Source organism: Streptomyces sp. AJS327, from assembly GCF_013450295.1.
Lineage (GTDB): Bacteria > Actinomycetota > Actinomycetes > Streptomycetales > Streptomycetaceae > Streptomyces.
Genome location: NZ_SKBR01000003.1, coordinates 436,084 through 452,421 on the forward strand (window position 1 = coordinate 436,084; position 16,338 = coordinate 452,421).

Here is a 16,338-nt window from a genome sequence, read left to right on the forward strand (position 1 = left end):
CGGGACGGCCGGAGCGCGACGGCACCGGAACCGGACGGCGGGGAGAGGACGGCGAGGGGCGGGCGGGGACGGGCGAACGGCGGGCGGAGGAAGGGAGGTTGACGAAGCGAGCGGGTGCGGGGAGGCCGGAAACTGGTGAGCGCGGACGGTGACGACACGCGCGGTACCGGACGGCGCGGGCCCGCTGGATGCCCGCGAGGCCGAACGCGCGGCGCCCGGGGGCTCGCCCCGGGCGCGCGGATCACTGCCCGCTGGGATTCCGGATGACCTTGCCGGTCTCCGTTGTCGGAAGACTGTTCACGGCTGTGAAGTGGTGTGGCAGGTGCGTGGCGGACAGCCGCTCCCGGCAGAACCGCTCCAGCGCGCCGAGGTCGACCGTCTCGGGGGTGACGGTCGCGCGTACCCGCTGCCCCAGCACCGGGTCGTCCACCCCGGTGACGAGGCAGGCGGCCACCGCCGGGAAGGCGAGCAGAACCGCCTCCACCTCCTCCGGACTGACCTTGACCCCGGCGACGTTCACGCACGTCGACAGGCGTCCCGCCAGCACGAGCCCCCCTTCCTCCCAGCGGCCGAGGTCCCCGGTGGCGAACCCGCCGCGCACCGGCTCCCAGGGGGCCGTGCCGCTGCCCGCTCCGGAGCCCGGCTCCGTGTCCCCACCGCCCGCACCGCCGCCGTCGGCGTATCCGAGCATCATGGAGGGAGACTCTACGGTCACCAGTCCCGTTCCGAAGCCGAACTGTGCACCTTCGGCCTGAACTTCGCGCAGGGTGACCTTGACCCCGGGAAGCGGCTCACCGGGCCACCGCGTCTCCGCCGACCACGGCCGGGGCGCCCGCACACAGATCGGCCCCGTCTCCGTCGTCCCGTACACCTGCCCTATGTGGCCGTTCAGGGTGCCCGCCACCGACTCGGCGGTGTGCGCGTCCAGCGGCATCCCCGCCGAGAGGAAACCGACCGGCTCCCCGCCCAGCGGCTCCCGCGCCGCCTTCGCCAGCATCCGCAACGCGGGCGGCACCCCCACGAACAGCCGCACCGCACCCGAGCCCAACTCCCGTAGCAACACGCGCGGCCGGTCCGCCGGCAGGTACCGCACCGGCGCCCCCGCCAGCGGCGCCGCCAGCGCGCAGAGCCCGAACCCGTAGGCGTGGTGCAGCGGTACGGGACAGCCCAGCGTCACCTCCGGGCGGAGGCCCAGCGCCGTACGGTAGTTCTCCGCCTCCACGAACAGCGCCGCCGCCGAACGCAGCGCCATCCGGGGCCTGCCCGTCGTCCCCGAGGTCACCTGCGCGCTCGCCACCTCCGGCGGCAGCGGCCCGGTCGTCGGCACCCCGCCCGGCCCCGCCACGGGCGCGCGCAGCTCCCGGTCCCCCACGACCCCCCGCACCGGCCCGAGTGTCAGCGCGCTGTCCCGCCCCACCACCACCCCGGCCAGCGGCGCCAGCGACCCGATCCGTCCCAACTCCCAGTCCGTGACGCCGACAGCGAGTGGCGCCACCACCCCGCCCACCGCTAGCACCGCGAACAGATCGCTGACGAACTCCGCCGGCGGCCCCGCCAACAGGCCCACCACAGCCCCCGGTTCGAGCCCGGCCGCGCGGATGGCCGCGGCCTTCGCGTCGATCCGCTCCCGGACCTGGCGCGCGGACCACGTCCCCGTCCCGTCGACGACCAGCGGCGCCTCACCCCACCCGGCCAGCCGCGCGTCCAGCAGCGCGGCCAACTCCGGTCCCGTCGTGGGCCCTTCGGCGCCCGCGCCCGCCGCCCCGGCGCCGCCGCCCCCGGCGGCCCGCGCGAAGGCCGCCGCCCGCGCGATCCCGTCGGCGAACGTCCCCTCCGGGGCGTCCGGCCCGCCCGCCGTCACGGGAGACTGACCAGGGCGCGGCGCAGCGCCGCGACCGCCTTGTCGAGGTGCTCCCGGGTGTGTGCGGTGCTCAGGAACCACGGCTCCAGCGCGTTGGGGTGGAAGTAGACACCCTCCGCCTGGGCCAGCGTCTGGAACCTGCGGTGCGCCGGGAAGTCGATGGCGCCCGCGATGTCCCGCAGCGAGGCGTTGTCCCGCACCGGCCGCCGCAGCAGGGAGACCGACATCAGCGAGCCGACCCGGCTGATCCGCACCTGCCGCCCGTCCTCCGCGAACAGCTCGCGCAGCGCGGCCTCCGCGTATCCGCCCAGCTCCTCCAGTTCCTCGTAGACCCGCGGGTTCGCCCGGATCTTGGACAGCATCGCGACCACCGCGCGCAGTGCCGTGTGGTTGCCCGCGTACACGCCCGCGTGGTGCGCCTCGTTGGCCGCGAGCATCCGCATCGCCCGCCGCCCCCCACCGAAGGCGGCCACCGGGATGCCCCCGGCGAGCACCTTGGAGACCACCGTGAGGTCCGGGGTGACCCCCCACCGCTCCTGTGTCCCGCCCCGGGCCACCCGGAAGCCGGTGATCACCTCGTCGAAGATCAGCATCGCGCCGGAGCGCTCGGTGAGTTCCCGCAGCAGCTCCAGGAAGCCGGGGGCGGGCGGCAGCACGCAGGCGTTGGCCAGCACCGGTTCGAGGATCACCCCGGCGATCCGGTCGCCGTCCCGGTCGAACAGCTCCCGCACCGCCGCCGTGTCGTTCCAGGGCAGCTGCACGGTGTGTGAGAGCGCCTCCGGGATCATTCCGGGCGCCCCAGGGACCACGTCCGTCGGGTCCGGGCCCTGGAGGTGCAGGGTGTTCTTCCCGGCGCGCAGGATCGTCTCGCTCCAGCCGTGGTAGTGGCCCTCGAAGGTGACGACGAGATCCCGGCCGGTGGTGGCCCGCGCCAGCCGCAGCGTCGAAGCGACGGCCTCCGTACCCGAGTTGGCGAACCTGACCTGCTCCACGCTCGGCACCAGTTCGCATATCAGCTCCGCCGCGCGGGAGTCGAGCATGTGCGGCAGCCCGGTCATCGCGCCGTCCCGCAACTGCTCCGCGACCTCGTCCAGCACCTCGCGGTCGGCGTAGCCGAACAGGTGCGGCCCGTACCCCATGTTGACGTCGATGATCTCCTTGCCCTCGACGTCCCAGACCGTGCACCCACGGGCACGCTGGATGACGAGGGGAGTGGGGACGGCAGCGGCACGCATGCTGCTGCTCACACCGCCCGCGACGACCCGTTTGATCCGCGCTAAGTGACCGGAATTTGTCAGGCGTTCAGGCTCCGAAGCTCCCATCGCACACCTCCATGCTCGCCGGAGCCGCCACGGGCCGACCTGGGGCCGTCCCTGGTAAGCGGCCCGGAATCGTCCCCGGACGCGGTGCACTGTGCTCATTTGTGCCGAACTCAGTGTGACGTGCCCCCGAAGGTGGGCAGAAGTGAGCGATCCATGAATGGCTGGAACCCATGGTTGGGCCACGCACCCTTCCCGGGGCCGCCCACCACCCGGGCCACCGTGCCACCGAACCCCGGTCGCGTCCCCGGCGGTCGGCCCGGCACCAGCGCGGCCGCGCCCGGTCGGCGGCCCGGGGATCCGGACACCTGCTGCCGGTCGGCGCGGACCCCGGCGGGCACGGCGGCGCCCCGTCGCACACCCCGGCGAACGCGCGGAGCGCGCGTGACACCCGACCGCTCGTACGGGTGACCCAGGGCGCTCGGCACAGCGGTTCCCTAATCCAACGAGCCCCACCAACCGGTGAATTCGACTCTCGGAACCACCGATCACCACATAACTCGTGTCACCATCGGCCCTGTTGACAGCCACGGATATCCGGGCACGATCGGTGGGTCCTCCGATTCCCCGGATTCCCGTACGCGGAAGGCCCTTGTCGACGGCTTGTCGTCGGCTTGAAGTCGGCTGAGGTCGCCGTGAGGTCGCCTTGAGGTCGGCGTACGCGGAAGTGGGACGGGGGAACACGGAAGGCGGCATCCGCCAGCGGGTGGAAATCAGCCACGCCGCCCTGTGGACCGCCGTAGCGAAAGACCGGACGACGAGAGGGGGTTCGCGTGGATCGTCCCGTGGCCGTGGTGACGGGAGCGGGCTCGGGTCTGGGCGCGGCCATCGCGCTCCGGCTGGCCACCCGGCACGACCTGGTCCTCACCCACCTCGCGGCGGACGCCGAACTCGACGCCACCGTCGACCGAGTACGCGCGGCGGGCGCCCAGGTCGCACCGCCGGTGCTCGGTGACCTGACCAGTGCGGACACCGTCGAGCGGCTCAACGAGACGCTGGCCGGGGCCGGGCACCGGCTGCGCACGCTGGTCTGCAACGCGGGCGCCTACTCCTACGTTCCCTGGGCGGAACTCGGTGGCGCGGAGATCCGGCGCGCGCTGGAGGTGAACCTGCTGGCGCACATCGACTGTGTGCGCGCCACCGTCCCGCACCTCACCGCGCGTGGCGGCGGGCGGATCATCGCCATCTCCTCGGTGATGACACAACTCGGCCGGGCCGAACTCGTTCCGTACATCGCCGCGAAAGGCGGACTGGAAGCGCTCGTCCGGGCGTTGGCACGCGAACTCGGCCCGCACGGCATTACGGTGAACGCGATTCGCCCCGGTTCCATAGAACTGAGTACGGAGCAGCGCGACCACCCGGATTATCCCGCCTGGAGGGAACGTGAATTCGCGAGGCAATGCGTCAAAAGGCACGGAACCCCGGAGGACGTGGCGGCGGCCGTGGCCTTTCTGGCCTCCGACGAAGCCGGGTTCGTCACCGGACAGCACCTGACGGTGGACGGCGGCTGGCATCTCAGCTGACTCCACCCCATCGGACCGCCCGCCCCGCGCTCTCGCCCCGCACCCTCCCGGCGGCGGACGGACGCCCCGACCGCACCGCCCCGTCGGTTCGCGCGGTCCCTTCCGCCCGGCCGTCCCGAACACCATCTCCCCTTCCCCGTCCGTTCGTTGGGCGTCTCCCGCCCACTGCCCCCGAACCCGCCTCCCCGTACGCACCATCCGGCCCCCCGTCACACCGTCGCCGCGCGCCCGTTCCACCGATCCGGCTCCGGCGCCCCGTCCGGTTCCCGGTCGGACGCCGGTTCTCCGCGCGTCAACACCGTCTCCGTGCCGCGTACTACGCGCGTCACCCACGCCAACCGCCCGCCGCGCGCGGTCGGTTCGCCCGTCCGGTCCGCCCCGACCGGTCGGACGAGCCGCCCGCCCACCCGCCAGCGGTGCCCAACAAGCCTCCCGTAGCAGGCAGTTGACGCGACGCTCCGGCGTCACCCAGCGCCACCCAGACCCACCCCCCGCACCAACCGCACGCGTACCTACCAGCACAGAACGAGGACGTTCATGAGCCACACCAGTACGTCAGCCCACGCCCCCTCGGCCGGACAGGCCCCGCCCACCGGGCCCTCCAGACTCACCGGCTCCGCCGCACCGTCGGCCGAGGCCACCACCGAGCACGGCGAGATCCGCCTGCTGGTGGTGCGGCACGGTGAGTCCCGGGCGAGCGCGGCCGGGGTGATGAGCGGGGTTCGCACCTGCGCCGGACTGACCGACCTGGGCCGGGAGCAGGCCCACCGCCTGGCGGAGTCGCTGACCCGCGAGGAGGATCCGCCCGACGCGATCGTCGCCAGCCCGGTGCCCCGCGCACGGGAGACCGCCGGTCTCCTCGCCACCGGACTCGGCCTGGACCTCCCGCTGTTCGACGGCGGCGTCCGGGAGATGGACTTCGGCGCGGCGGACGGTCTCACCGTCCGGCAGTACGCCGTGCGCTACGGCGCGTTCGACCTCCAGGGGCAGCCGGACCGCCCTTTCGCGCCGGGTGGGGAGAGCTGGAACCAGCTGTGTGCCCGGGTGCGGGAGACGCTGGAGCGGATCGCGGCCCACCCGCCCGGCCGCCGCGTGCTGGTGGTCTGCCACGCCGGGGTCGTCGTGGCCGCCTCCGCCGTGCTGACGGACAGCGCGCCCCCCGAGGTCTTCAGCGACGACTCCCCAGCCCCCACCTCGGTCACCGAGTTCGCGCGGGGCACCGGGGCGGACGCCCCCGCCCCCTGGCGGCTCCTCCGCTACGACGATCACCGGCACCTCGCGGAGACCGCCCCCGAGAGCGTTCCCGCCCCCTGAGCCACGCCCCTCGGCCCGGCGCCCGCCGCCCCGACCGGCCCACCAGGGCCGCGTTGACCACGGCCGCGCGGACCAGACCAGGGACCGACCCGGAACGCACGGGCCCCACGACGGATGGGATGAGCCCCACGAAGAGCGGTCCGCGACCGGTGCGCCGTGACCGGCCCGTGGTGGCGGGCCAGCCGTGACCGGCACATGCTGACTGGCGAGAGCTGTGACCGGCACGTGCCGATCGGCGTTCTGTGAACGGCTCGCGGGGACCGGCGGATGACAACCGGCCCGCGGGCACTGGCCGGTGCCGAGCGTCACCAGACGCCAACCGCACCCGCCCCGCCCCGCGTTGTGCCGTATCGGCCGCGTGTGGGCGGGGCGTTCGTGCGTTCGCCCCGCTCTGCCGGACCCCGCATCGCCGTGCCGTCCCGCCGATGCCCCGTGCTCCGCCCCGTCGTGTCCGCGTGCCCAGCCGGGCGGTCCGGAGCCGCCGTATGGCCCGTACCGAGCCGCCGTATCCCCTGCCGAGCCGACCCGTCACGATTTTCCGCCCATCACGTGTAAGTGGTGTACATCACCTCTCCGAACGCCATACAACCCTCCCCCTCGTTCGGGTGTCTAAGGGGCGTAACGGGTTGACCGTTCGTCGCGCCGGGGCCTGGCGCCGGGCCCCGCTGTGGCGCGACGGCGGTCATGAGCGGAGGACCACATCCACATACTTGCAATCTACAACTACCGTGCCGGCGCACTCCGCGCAGCCCGGCGGAGGCACGGCGAGGACCCGCACCACTTCCCACGTCAGAAAGCCTTCCATGAGCCTCGTGCAGCAGCCGGGCACGCCCCGGATCAGTCTCGTCATCCCCGTGTACCGGGTGCAGGGTTACCTGCGGGAGTGCCTGGACTCGGTACTCGCCCAGTCCTTCGGTGATGTCGAGATCGTCGCCGTCAACGACCACTCGCCGGACGCCTGTGGGCGGATCCTGGACGAGTACGCCGCGCGTGACGCCCGGGTGCGACCGATCCACCTCAGCGCGAACCGGGGCATCGGCAAGGCCCGCGACCTGGGAGCCGCCCACGCCACCGGCGACTACCTGCTCTTCCTGGACAGCGACGACACCCTGGCCGATGGGGCGCTCCAGGCCGTCGCCGACCGCCTGGACGAGACCGCGGAACCGGACATCCTGCTGGTCAACCACGTCCGGACGTACTGGACGGGGCGGGTGCAGGCCAGCGCCGCCGGGGAACTCCTGGCCGCCGCGGGCGACGACGTGTTCACCGCGCTCGAACGACCCGCGTACCTGGGTCTGTTCGCGGTCGTCTGGAACCGGGTGTACCGACGGGAGTTCTACGCGGGTCACGGGTTCACCTTCACCGACGGCCTCTACGAGGACGCGCTGATGGTCTACCGGACCATGCTCACCGCCGAGACCATCGCCTGCCTGGAACACGTCTGTGTGGAGTACCGGCAGCGGCGGCAGGGCAACTCCATGCGCACACCGGGCCGGAAGCACTTCGTGATCTTCGAGCAGTACGCCCGGCTCTTCGACTTCCTCAACGAACGCCCCCAACTGGAGCCGGTACGGGGTCTGTTGTTCGAGCGGATGGTCAGCCACTTCCTGTTCACCCTCGTCCGCGAGGACCGCATACCGCCAGCGGACCGCTCCGAGTTCTTCGCGCGCGCCTCCGCGCAGTACGCCCGTTTCAAGCCCGCGCACTTCACCAGGCCGGAGGGCGCGACCGGGGTGCGGTTCGAACTCCTGGAGCGCGGCTCCTACCCGGTCTACGCGGCCGCTGAGTTGGCGGGTTCCGCCCGTACGAAGCTGCGCCGGCGGGCGGCGCGCGCCAAGACCGCGCTGGGCAGGCGGGCCTACGACCGGCTGTACCACATGCACCTGCGCCGCCCGATCGACGAGAACCTCGCGGTGTACAGCGCCTACTGGAACCGGGGCGTCGCCTGCAACCCGGCCGCGATCTACCACAAGGCCCGCGAACTCGCCCCGCACGTCCACGGGGTGTGGATCGTCCGGCCCGAGGACGAGCACACCGTGCCCGCCGGGGTCGACTACGTCCTCCCCCGCTCCCCCCGGTACTGGGAGGTCATGGCCCGGGCCAAGTACCTCGTGAACAACGTGAACTTCCCCAACGAGGTGGTCAAACGACCCGGGCAGATCCACCTCCAGACCCACCACGGCACCCCGCTCAAGCAGATGGGCATCGACCAACAGCGGTTCCCCGCCGCCGCGAAGGGCATGAGCTTCCACAAGCTCCTTGAGCGGGTGGACCGTTGGGACTACAGCCTCTCCTCCAACCAGCACTCGACGGAGATCTGGGAACGCGTCTACCCGTGCGCCTTCGAGTCGGTCGACTCCGGATACCCGCGGAACGACGTGTACTTCCACGCCACCGCCGACGACGTCACCCGCGCCCGCGCCGAACTCGGCATCAAGAGCGGGCAGACCGCGGTGCTGTACTGCCCCACCGTGCGCGACTACCAGAAGGGCTTCGTGCCCCGGCTGGACCTGGAGCGGCTCTGCCGCGAACTCGGCCCGGACCACGTCGTGTTGGTGCGCGCGCACTACTTCTACGGCGCCGACCCGCGGCTGCGCGCGCTGGAGGAACGCGGACTGATCGTGGACGTCTCCCGGCACCCGGTGGTGGAGGACCTCTGCCTGGCCGCGGACGTCCTCGTCACCGACTACTCGTCCATCATGTTCGACTTCGCCTGCCTCGACCGGCCCATCGTGTCGTACGTGGACGACTGGGAGGTCTATCGCAAGGCCCGCGGCGTCTACTTCGACCTGCTCTCCCAGAAGCCGGGCGAGACTCCCGGCGCCACCGCGGTCAGCGAGGACGAACTCGTCGAGGTCTTCCGCACCGGTGCCTGGATGGGCCCGCGGGCCACCGCGCTGCGCGCCGCCTTCCGCGAGCGCTTCGTGCAGTACGACGACGGTCACGCGGCCGAGCGCGTCGTCCGGCAGATCTTCCTCGGCGCACGGGCGACGCCCCCGGTGATCCCGCTCGACCAGCGCACCCCAGCGCCCGCCCCGCGCGACAGCGACGCGATGACGGGATGCCCGCCCCCGCCCACGGGAGGCGTCGACCGGGTCCCCGCCTGACCCGCACAGTCGCGCTCCGCGCGCCACGCGACCGCCCCTGGGAAGGGGCGGTCGCGGCTCAGCTCGGCGGTATTCCGCTCAACTGAGCATGAGAGGGCACGGATGGAAAACTGTAGGGAACCGCAAGGCGACCGCCGTCGCGTGGTGCGAAGCGGGCAAGCCTCTACCCGGTGGTAGTGCGGAGGATGAATCCACGCACGACAACCGGCAGGAGGTGAAGTACCGCCCATGAGCGCGGAGTTCTGGCGGACGGTCCAGCACGCCATCGAGAGGGACACCTGGACCGCCCGCCTCATCGCGATATCCCTCACGATGGGGGCCTTAGCTCTCTCGGCTTACGTGGTGGTGAGCCAGTAGGCGCGGAGAGCCGTGACCGGGTGGCGGACTGTGCCAGCAGTCCGCCACCCCGTAACTCTAGGCCCGGCACCCCACCTCCCGCGCCGGTCACGCCCGCCGTCCACGCGTCGGCACCGCCGGACTGTGGGGAGTTGGGCTGGGACTGGGGCGCTGCGGGGCACCGGTGGCCGTCGGGCGGGCGCGGCGGTTCAGAGGTAGAGCTGGCGGCCGCAGGTGCCGCAGTGGGTCTTGCCGTCGCGGACGACGGTGGTGGGGTGGTCGCAGCGCGTCGTGCAACGCCGCTCACAGAGCCGGTTCATGGCACCTCCCGGGGCACCACAGCGGAGCGGTCGGCCGACGTCGAATCCACACCTCGTCCGGTGGAGAGACCAACGCACCGCTTCCGGGGGTCAGTTCGGGTGTTGTCCCGTTCTGGTCCGATGGATCGCTCGTCGTGGTCGTCGACGGCGGGTGCGATGGGGGTGATTGGGGTTGGGCGCTGATGGGGGTGCGGAAGGGGGCGGTGAGTTGGCGGGTGCCGGCTCGCTCCAGGTCGATCAGCCGACGTAGGCAGGGGACGCAGCCGAACAGGGCCGTCCGGCCCCAGGGCATCGTGACCGTCCGGAACGCGGTCACCCGAACCTCCTCGCGTTCGCAGTACAGGCCACAGCGGCCCGTGAACCACACCCCGTACCCCTGCGGCACGAACCCCTCCGCCGAGCCCGGCTCCCGCCCCGCACCCTGCCCGGTCGACGCGTCCGAGGCGGCGGAGTGGCGCACGCACCACAGGTGGATGGCCGCCAGCGCGAGGACCGCCGCCGCGTAACTGACCCAGCCCGCCCAGCCGTTCACCGTCGCCCCCACACCAGCAGCCACCCCGCCACCCACATCCGGGCCAGCACCCGGTACACACTCACCGCTCCCACCCCCGCGCCGCGTACGCGCGCAACACCACCGTCAACTCCCGCGCCACCGCCAGATTGCACCGCCCCAGATCCACCAACGGACGCGGCACCGGCCCCGTACACGACAACGGATCCAACCCCAACGACGGCAACTCCAACCCGACCTCCGCCAGCGCCTCGCCCAGATCCCTACGCACCGCCTCCGCCTCAGTGACTGAACCGCTCGCCGCCTGCTCATGCGTCTGTGCCACTGCTCACTCCAAACGTGTCTCGGTGGTCGCGAACGTGTGTCACGCTCTGTGGTGACCACAACACAGGAAGCTCTACGGCGGCTTCACTTGACCGTGAGTGTGCAAGTTGAGGTCTTGATCGATTCCAACTCCCAGATCGTGTAGGAGCTGGTCAGGAGTGACGAGGAAGCGGTTGAACGACGCCAGATTGAATGGCGGAGCACCTCCCTCATTCGGGGAGGACGTGAAGCGAGTGCGACTCGCGCGCGGTATGAAACAGAGGCACCTGGGTAGCGCCACGGGCTACAGCGAGGGCTACGTGAGCAAGGTGGAGAAGGGCACGGTCATCCCGTCCCCCAGATTCGCCGAGGGGTGCGACAAGGCGTTCGGTACCGGGGACCTGTTCGCGCAACAGCTTCGCCGCATCACCGAGGGGGAACACCCATCCTGGTTCGCCCCCTTCCTGGACGCGGAGCGCGAGGCCGAAGTTATCGAGGACTATTCGACGATCTTCGTGTTCGGAATGCTCCAGACGCCGGAGTACGCTCGCGCCGCACTGAACGGGGCCACCCCCGGGGCGGATCCGCGAGACATCGACGCGTCAGTGTTCGGCCGTATGCGGCGTCGGGAGATCATGGAACGTGAGAACCCGCCGCATGTTTGGGTGATTCTGCATGAAGCATCTCTACAGGCGACGGTCGGGACACCAGATGTGATGGTTGGCCAACTGCACTACTGTCAGAGGTCATGCGGCGGTTCCCAACGCTGACCCTCCAGGTACTGCCGCTCGTGAACTCCGCTGCGGCGCGGGCAACTCCCTTCACTCTGCTCACGTCACAAAGGCAAACCTCGGTGCATGTTGAGGGACCGCAGGGCGGGCGACCGTACAGCGACAGTACGGCTGTTGGTGCTTCGCGCGGTGTCTACGATTATCTGAGAGCATGCGCCCTCAGTCCGCATGCCTCATTGGACTTCATCGATAGCGCAAGGGAATCTCATGAGCGACAAGCACGGGTGGATCAAGTCCAGCTACAGCGACGGCGGGGGCGGCAACTGCGTCGAGTGGGCCCCGGCTCTCGCGTCCGCCGGAAGCGTCCCCGTGCGGGACAGTAAGGACGTTCGCCGGACCCCGCTCGCGTTCTCCCCCGACGCCTGGGGCTCCTTCGTCGCCACGGCCAGGAGCGGGGCGTTCGACGCCTGAGACCGTGGCCCGTCCCCGCGTGGGCGGCCTTCGCCGTGCCACCGGCTGCTGAGCCCCGTACGACCTCCAAGGACCCTGGCGGCTCTGCCTGTTGGTCGAACCGCACAGTGAACGGCGCTCGCCGCCGGGGTCCGTGAGGACGGTTTCGGCCTCGGTGTGGACGTCAGGGGGTAGTGGGGTTGCGGCTGACCGGAGGGGGCCACACCGCCTCGTCGCGAAAAGCACTCGCGCGCGTACGGGGAGTCACGGTCTCGGAGTCCGGACAGAGCCCGGGCGGACAGAACCCGGGCACGGTCCGGACACATCGAAGGGCCCCAGGAGAACCTGGGGCCCTTCGATTGTGGTGCGCGAGGGGGGAGTTGAACCCCCACGTCCTTTCGGACACTGGAACCTGAATCCAGCGCGTCTGCCTATTCCGCCACCCGCGCCTAGGGTGTTTGCCCGCTGACCCCGTGGGCCTGCCGACATCCAGAAGATTAGCACGCCGAGGCGGGTGTCCTCACACCCGTTTGCGTGCCCCCGCTCACAGCGGCGAGTGACCGGGGGCACGTCCCGGCGTTCCCCGTATCCGCGCAGGTCCCGGCGGCTCCCCGAGGCTCGTGGCACACCCCGTCGGCTCCGGCGGACGGGCCCGCGGTGCCCGCCGAAGGGCCCGCCCCCGGCGTCCCCTCCCTCCGGTTCCCTCCGGTTCTCCGCGGTCCCTCTCCGGTCGCTCCCCGGTCTGTTCCTCTCCCGGTCCTGTGGTCCGTGCCCCCTCCGCGACGCGTGTCTCGATCCCTCCGCCTCCCGTGGACGCCGAGCGGACCCTCCCTGCGGCCGCACCGGGCGTCCGTAGGGACGGTCCGCCGGTCCGGTCTCCCGTCCGTCCGCGGGTGCCGCCTCCGTCCGCGGGTGCCGCCGCCCGAGGCTCCGCCCGCCTCGCCCCCCCGTACGGTCCGGCGGCCCCTCGCTCGCCTCCGCCGTCCCTCCGGCCCGAACCGGGGGTTCCGTTTGGTTCCGGACGACCCGGGCCGGACGACCCGGTCCGTCCGGTCCAGCCGCCCGGTTTGGTCCGCCCGCTTGGCTGGCCCGTCCGGCCCGGTGGTCAGCCTGGCTCGCTGGCGCTGTGGGAGGGATGGGAGGGGCCCGGATCGGGGTGGTGGCCGCACGGCGGAGAGGGCGGAGGGGGCGGAGAGGGGGCGAGGGGGAGGGGCGCGGAGGGGGTGCGGAGGGTGTGGGGAGGCGCGGCGGGGGTCGGGCTACGGCGGGTGACGGAGGGCGGTGTGGCGGTGGTGGGGAGGCGCGGGGTGGTCGGCGGGCGGGGGCGGAGGGCTGGCCGACCGCGGGATGGCGCCGCTGCGGGAGACTGTGCACGGGGCGTCTACGATCCATGCGACGCTGTGAACGGTGTGCGGGTGTGAGAGCCGACACTCGGGCGCCGCGGCGCGAAGGGGAACCACCCGATTTCCTGACGCGTGGATACGATCAGTAAGCAGTACCGCGGCCACAAGTCCGCGCGCGCCCGGGGGACAATGGAGGCGCACTAGAGCCGAGGACATCTGGGAAGGAGGTGCACCGTGGGAGTTCTGAAGCGCTTCGAGCAGCGACTCGAAGGTCTCGTCAACGGCACCTTCGCGAAGGTGTTCAAGTCCGAGGTACAGCCCGTCGAGATCGCGGGCGCCCTCCAGCGCGAATGCGACAACAACGCGACCATCTGGAACCGCGAGCGGACCGTCGTTCCCAACGACTTCATCGTCGAACTGAGCACGCCGGACTACGACCGGCTCAGCCCGTACTCCCAGCAGCTGGGCGACGAGCTGTCCGGCATGGTGCGCGACTACGCCAAGCAGCAGCGCTACACCTTCATGGGCCCGATCAAGGTCCATCTGGAGAAGGCGGAGGACCTCGACACGGGCCTGTACCGGGTCCGGAGCCGCACCCTCGCGTCGAGCACGTCACAGCAGTCGCCGGAAGGCGGTCCCACGCAGGCGTCCGGCGGCCTGTCTCCGGGCGGGGGCGTTCCCCCGCGACCGGGCTCGCCCCCACCCATGCCCTCGGCGGCACCATCCTTCGCGGCGGGCGGTCAGGGACCGCCCAGCGGACCCATGCCGCGCGCCGAGACCCGCCGCTGGATCGAGATCAACGGAAACCGCCACCAGATCTCCCGGCCCACGATGGTGCTGGGCCGCAGCACCGAGGCGGACGTGCGGATCGACGACCCCGGAGTCTCCCGGCGGCACTGCGAGATCCGGGTCGGAACCCCGACCTCGATCGCGGACCTGGGCTCGACCAACGGCATCGTGGTAGACGGACAGCACACCACTCGCGCTACGCTCCGCGACGGCTCACGCGTTGTCGTGGGCAGTACCACGATCATTTACCGGCAAGCCGAAGGGTGAAGCGGGGGCAATGTCAGAGCTGACCCTCACGGTCATGCGGTTGGGCTTTCTCGCCGTACTGTGGCTGTTCGTCATCGTGGCCGTACAGGTCATCAGGAGCGACCTCTTCGGCACCCGTGTGACGCGGCGCACCGCGCGCCGTTCCGAAGGCCAGCGCCAGCCGCAGCAGCCCCAGCGCCAGCAGAGCGCGTCGCGCAGGGGACGGGGGGGTGGCCGGAACGCGCCCACCAAGCTGGTGGTCTCCGAGGGGTCGCTGACGGGCACCACCGTCGCGCTCCAGGGGCAGACCATCTCCCTCGGCAGGGCGCACGACTCCACGATCGTGCTGGACGACGACTACGCGTCCAGCCGGCACGCCCGGATCTACCCGGACCGGGACGGTCAGTGGATCGTCGAGGACCTCGGGTCCACGAACGGCACGTATCTCGACCGGACACGGCTGACGACACCGACGCCGATCCCGCCCGGAGCGCCGATCCGCATCGGCAAGACGGTCATCGAGCTGCGGAAGTAGTGACAGACATGACGACCGGAGGGTGGGCACCGTGCGGATGTATCCGGAGCCGACGGGTGAGGTGCGCATGAGTCTGTCCCTGCGCTTCGCGGCCGGTTCACACGACGGCATGATCCGCGAGCACAACGAGGACTCCGGCTACGCCGGGCCCCGGCTGCTCGCGGTCGCCGACGGTATGGGTGGTCAGGCCGCGGGGGAGGTCGCCTCCTCCGAAGTCATCTCCACGATGGTCCAGTTGGACGAGGACATCCCCGGTTCCGACATCCTCACGTCGCTCGGTACGGCCGTGCAGCGCGCCAACGACCAGCTCCGGCTGATGGTTGAGGAGGACCCGCAGCTGGAGGGCATGGGCACCACGCTCACCGCCCTGCTGTGGACCGGGCAGCGCCTCGGGCTGGTACACGTCGGTGACTCCCGCGCGTACCTGCTGCGCGGCGGCCAGTTGACGCAGATCACCCAGGACCACACCTGGGTGCAGCGACTGGTCGACGAGGGCCGGATCACCGAGGAGGAAGCCACCACCCACCCGCAACGCTCGCTGCTGATGCGGGCGTTGGGCAGCGGCGACCACGTGGAGCCGGACCTGTCCATCCGCGAGGTGCGTGCCGGTGACCGCTACCTGCTGTGCTCCGACGGGCTGTCCGGCGTCGTCTCGCACCAGACGCTGGAGGACACCCTCGCCAGCTACCAGGGACCGCAGGAGACCGTGCAGGAGCTGATCCAGCTCGCGCTGCGCGGCGGCGGCCCGGACAACATCACCGTCATCATCGCCGACGTGCTGGACGTCGACGACAACGACACCGTCGCCGGGCAGTTGAACGACACTCCGGTGATCGTCGGGGCCGTGGCGGAGAACCAGACGCCGCTCGGCAGTGACGCGGGCACGCTGCGTACCCCGGCCGCCCGCGCAGCCCAACTCGGCCGTGGCGGACGGGAGTCGGATGGGCACGGCGGTGCGCAGCCCGGCGGCGCGGAGGGATTCGGTGCCCCGGAAGGGGAGGTTGGCCAAGTCGCCGCCCCCTCGGGCACGTTCGGCCCGTACGACGACGACCAGATGGAGAAGGGCGGCGGCTCCCGCAAGGGGCTGAGGCGTTCGCTGTGGGCGGGTCTCGCGGTGCTGGTCGTCGGCGGTGGCCTCTACGGCGGCTACCAGTGGACGCAGACGCAGTACTACGTCGGCGCGAAGGGCGAGCACGTCGCGCTCTACCGCGGGCTCGACCAGGAGCTGGCCGGTTTCTCGCTGAACGACGTCCACGACGACCGTCCCGAGATCGAACTCAAGTACCTCCCGCAGTTCGAGCGCGAGGAGGTGCGGAGCACCATCGCGCTGAAGAGCCTCAGTTCGGCCAAGGCCAAGATCAAGGAGCTGGGCGAGCGCGCGGAGGTCTGCAAACTCGTCGCGGAGCAGCGGGAGAAGCCCAGCACCCCGCCCAAGAAGTCCGGGGAGAAGAAGGGCGACGGGCAGCGCACGGAACAGCGCGCCCAGCACGAGGACCAGCAGCGCACGGAGGATCCGAAGCCCGGCGCGGACAAGCCGACCGACAGGGACAGCAGCAGCCCGGGCGCCGACAAGCCCTCCGACGAGCCGAAGTTCACGGAGAGGCAGCAGAAGCTCGCGGCCGAGTGCACCACGCCGTAGGGAGCCTCAGA

General features: G+C 71.5%; 12 protein-coding genes, 1 tRNA gene and 1 pseudogene. 9 read left to right on the forward strand and 5 right to left on the reverse strand.

Annotated elements, in window-relative coordinates; genetic code table 11:
- Window positions 1-241 precede the first annotated feature (241 nt).
- A complete protein-coding gene (locus E0L36_RS19150; protein ID WP_180930356.1) occupies window positions 242-1,861 on the reverse strand; it encodes a class I adenylate-forming enzyme family protein in 1,620 nt (539 codons plus the stop codon).
- Window positions 1,858-3,096 (reverse strand): aspartate aminotransferase family protein, encoded by a 1,239-nt coding sequence (locus E0L36_RS19155; protein ID WP_180930357.1) that lies wholly within the window; start codon window positions 3,094-3,096, stop codon window positions 1,858-1,860. The genes E0L36_RS19150 and E0L36_RS19155 overlap by 4 nt, the downstream gene beginning before the upstream one ends.
- An 857-nt stretch (window positions 3,097-3,953) precedes the next feature.
- On the opposite strand from E0L36_RS19155, the gene E0L36_RS19160 reads away from it, so the two are divergent.
- The 4 genes from E0L36_RS19160 to E0L36_RS27810 all read left to right on the forward strand — a co-directional run bounded on the left by E0L36_RS19160 (window position 3,954) and on the right by E0L36_RS27810 (window position 9,481).
- The gene (locus E0L36_RS19160; RefSeq protein WP_180930358.1) at window positions 3,954-4,703 is read left to right on the forward strand and encodes an SDR family NAD(P)-dependent oxidoreductase; all 750 of its coding nucleotides are present in this window, start codon (window positions 3,954-3,956) and stop codon (window positions 4,701-4,703) included.
- Between the two features lie 537 nt (window positions 4,704-5,240).
- The gene (locus E0L36_RS19165; RefSeq protein WP_180930359.1) at window positions 5,241-6,017 is read left to right on the forward strand and encodes a histidine phosphatase family protein; all 777 of its coding nucleotides are present in this window, start codon (window positions 5,241-5,243) and stop codon (window positions 6,015-6,017) included.
- 803 nt (window positions 6,018-6,820) lie between these two features.
- Window positions 6,821-9,124 carry a bifunctional glycosyltransferase family 2 protein/CDP-glycerol:glycerophosphate glycerophosphotransferase gene (locus E0L36_RS19170; RefSeq protein WP_180930360.1) on the forward strand — a complete coding sequence of 768 codons (2,304 nt, stop codon included), beginning with the start codon at window positions 6,821-6,823 and terminating at the stop codon, window positions 9,122-9,124.
- Window positions 9,125-9,352: 228 nt separating this feature from the next.
- Window positions 9,353-9,481, forward strand: coding sequence for a hypothetical protein (locus E0L36_RS27810; protein ID WP_258016335.1), 129 nt, complete (start codon window positions 9,353-9,355; stop codon window positions 9,479-9,481).
- Window positions 9,482-9,763: 282 nt separating this feature from the next.
- Here E0L36_RS27810 and E0L36_RS19175 read toward each other — a convergent pair whose 3' ends face one another.
- Complete coding sequence (locus E0L36_RS19175) at window positions 9,764-10,336, reverse strand: hypothetical protein (protein ID WP_180930361.1); 573 nt, start codon at window positions 10,334-10,336, stop codon at window positions 9,764-9,766.
- Between the two features lie 37 nt (window positions 10,337-10,373).
- Window positions 10,374-10,562, reverse strand: coding sequence for a hypothetical protein (locus E0L36_RS19180; RefSeq protein WP_219636987.1), 189 nt, complete (start codon window positions 10,560-10,562; stop codon window positions 10,374-10,376).
- A gap of 304 nt (window positions 10,563-10,866) precedes the next feature.
- Between E0L36_RS19180 and E0L36_RS19185 the strand changes: the two are divergent.
- Window positions 10,867-11,516 (forward strand): annotated as a pseudogene (locus E0L36_RS19185) (helix-turn-helix transcriptional regulator); the annotation flags it as partial.
- Between the two features lie 76 nt (window positions 11,517-11,592).
- Window positions 11,593-11,796, forward strand: coding sequence for a DUF397 domain-containing protein (locus E0L36_RS27815; protein WP_258016336.1), 204 nt, complete (start codon window positions 11,593-11,595; stop codon window positions 11,794-11,796).
- 341 nt (window positions 11,797-12,137) lie between these two features.
- Here E0L36_RS27815 and E0L36_RS19195 read toward each other — a convergent pair.
- A tRNA-Leu gene (locus tag E0L36_RS19195) sits at window positions 12,138-12,224 on the reverse strand.
- Between the two features lie 1,128 nt (window positions 12,225-13,352).
- On the opposite strand from E0L36_RS19195, the gene E0L36_RS19200 reads away from it, so the two are divergent.
- The 3 genes from E0L36_RS19200 to E0L36_RS19210 are packed head-to-tail and all read left to right on the forward strand — an operon-like array spanning window position 13,353 to window position 16,327.
- On the forward strand, window positions 13,353-14,174 hold the full coding sequence (locus tag E0L36_RS19200) for a DUF3662 and FHA domain-containing protein (RefSeq protein ID WP_180930364.1): 822 nt from the start codon (window positions 13,353-13,355) through the stop codon (window positions 14,172-14,174).
- Between the two features lie 10 nt (window positions 14,175-14,184).
- Window positions 14,185-14,688: an FHA domain-containing protein gene (locus tag E0L36_RS19205; RefSeq protein WP_180930365.1), complete on the forward strand. Its 504-nt coding sequence runs from the start codon at window positions 14,185-14,187 to the stop codon at window positions 14,686-14,688.
- 22 nt (window positions 14,689-14,710) lie between these two features.
- Entirely contained in the window at window positions 14,711-16,327 is a 1,617-nt protein-coding gene (locus tag E0L36_RS19210; protein ID WP_308416836.1) for a Stp1/IreP family PP2C-type Ser/Thr phosphatase, read from the forward strand.
- Window positions 16,328-16,338: the final 11 nt, after the last annotated feature.

What these genes read in the sequence shown, in the direction of transcription:
- E0L36_RS19155 (WP_180930357.1), bottom strand. Translation starts at nt 3,096, where the DNA reads ATGCGTGCCGCTGCCGTCCCCACTCCCCTCGTCATCCAGCGTGCCCGT.
- E0L36_RS19165 (WP_180930359.1), top strand. Translation starts at nt 5,241, where the DNA reads ATGAGCCACACCAGTACGTCAGCCCACGCCCCCTCGGCCGGACAGGCC.
- E0L36_RS19170 (WP_180930360.1), top strand. Translation starts at nt 6,821, where the DNA reads ATGAGCCTCGTGCAGCAGCCGGGCACGCCCCGGATCAGTCTCGTCATC.
- E0L36_RS27810 (WP_258016335.1), top strand. Translation starts at nt 9,353, where the DNA reads ATGAGCGCGGAGTTCTGGCGGACGGTCCAGCACGCCATCGAGAGGGAC.
- E0L36_RS27815 (WP_258016336.1), top strand. Translation starts at nt 11,593, where the DNA reads ATGAGCGACAAGCACGGGTGGATCAAGTCCAGCTACAGCGACGGCGGG.
- E0L36_RS19205 (WP_180930365.1), top strand. Translation starts at nt 14,185, where the DNA reads ATGTCAGAGCTGACCCTCACGGTCATGCGGTTGGGCTTTCTCGCCGTA.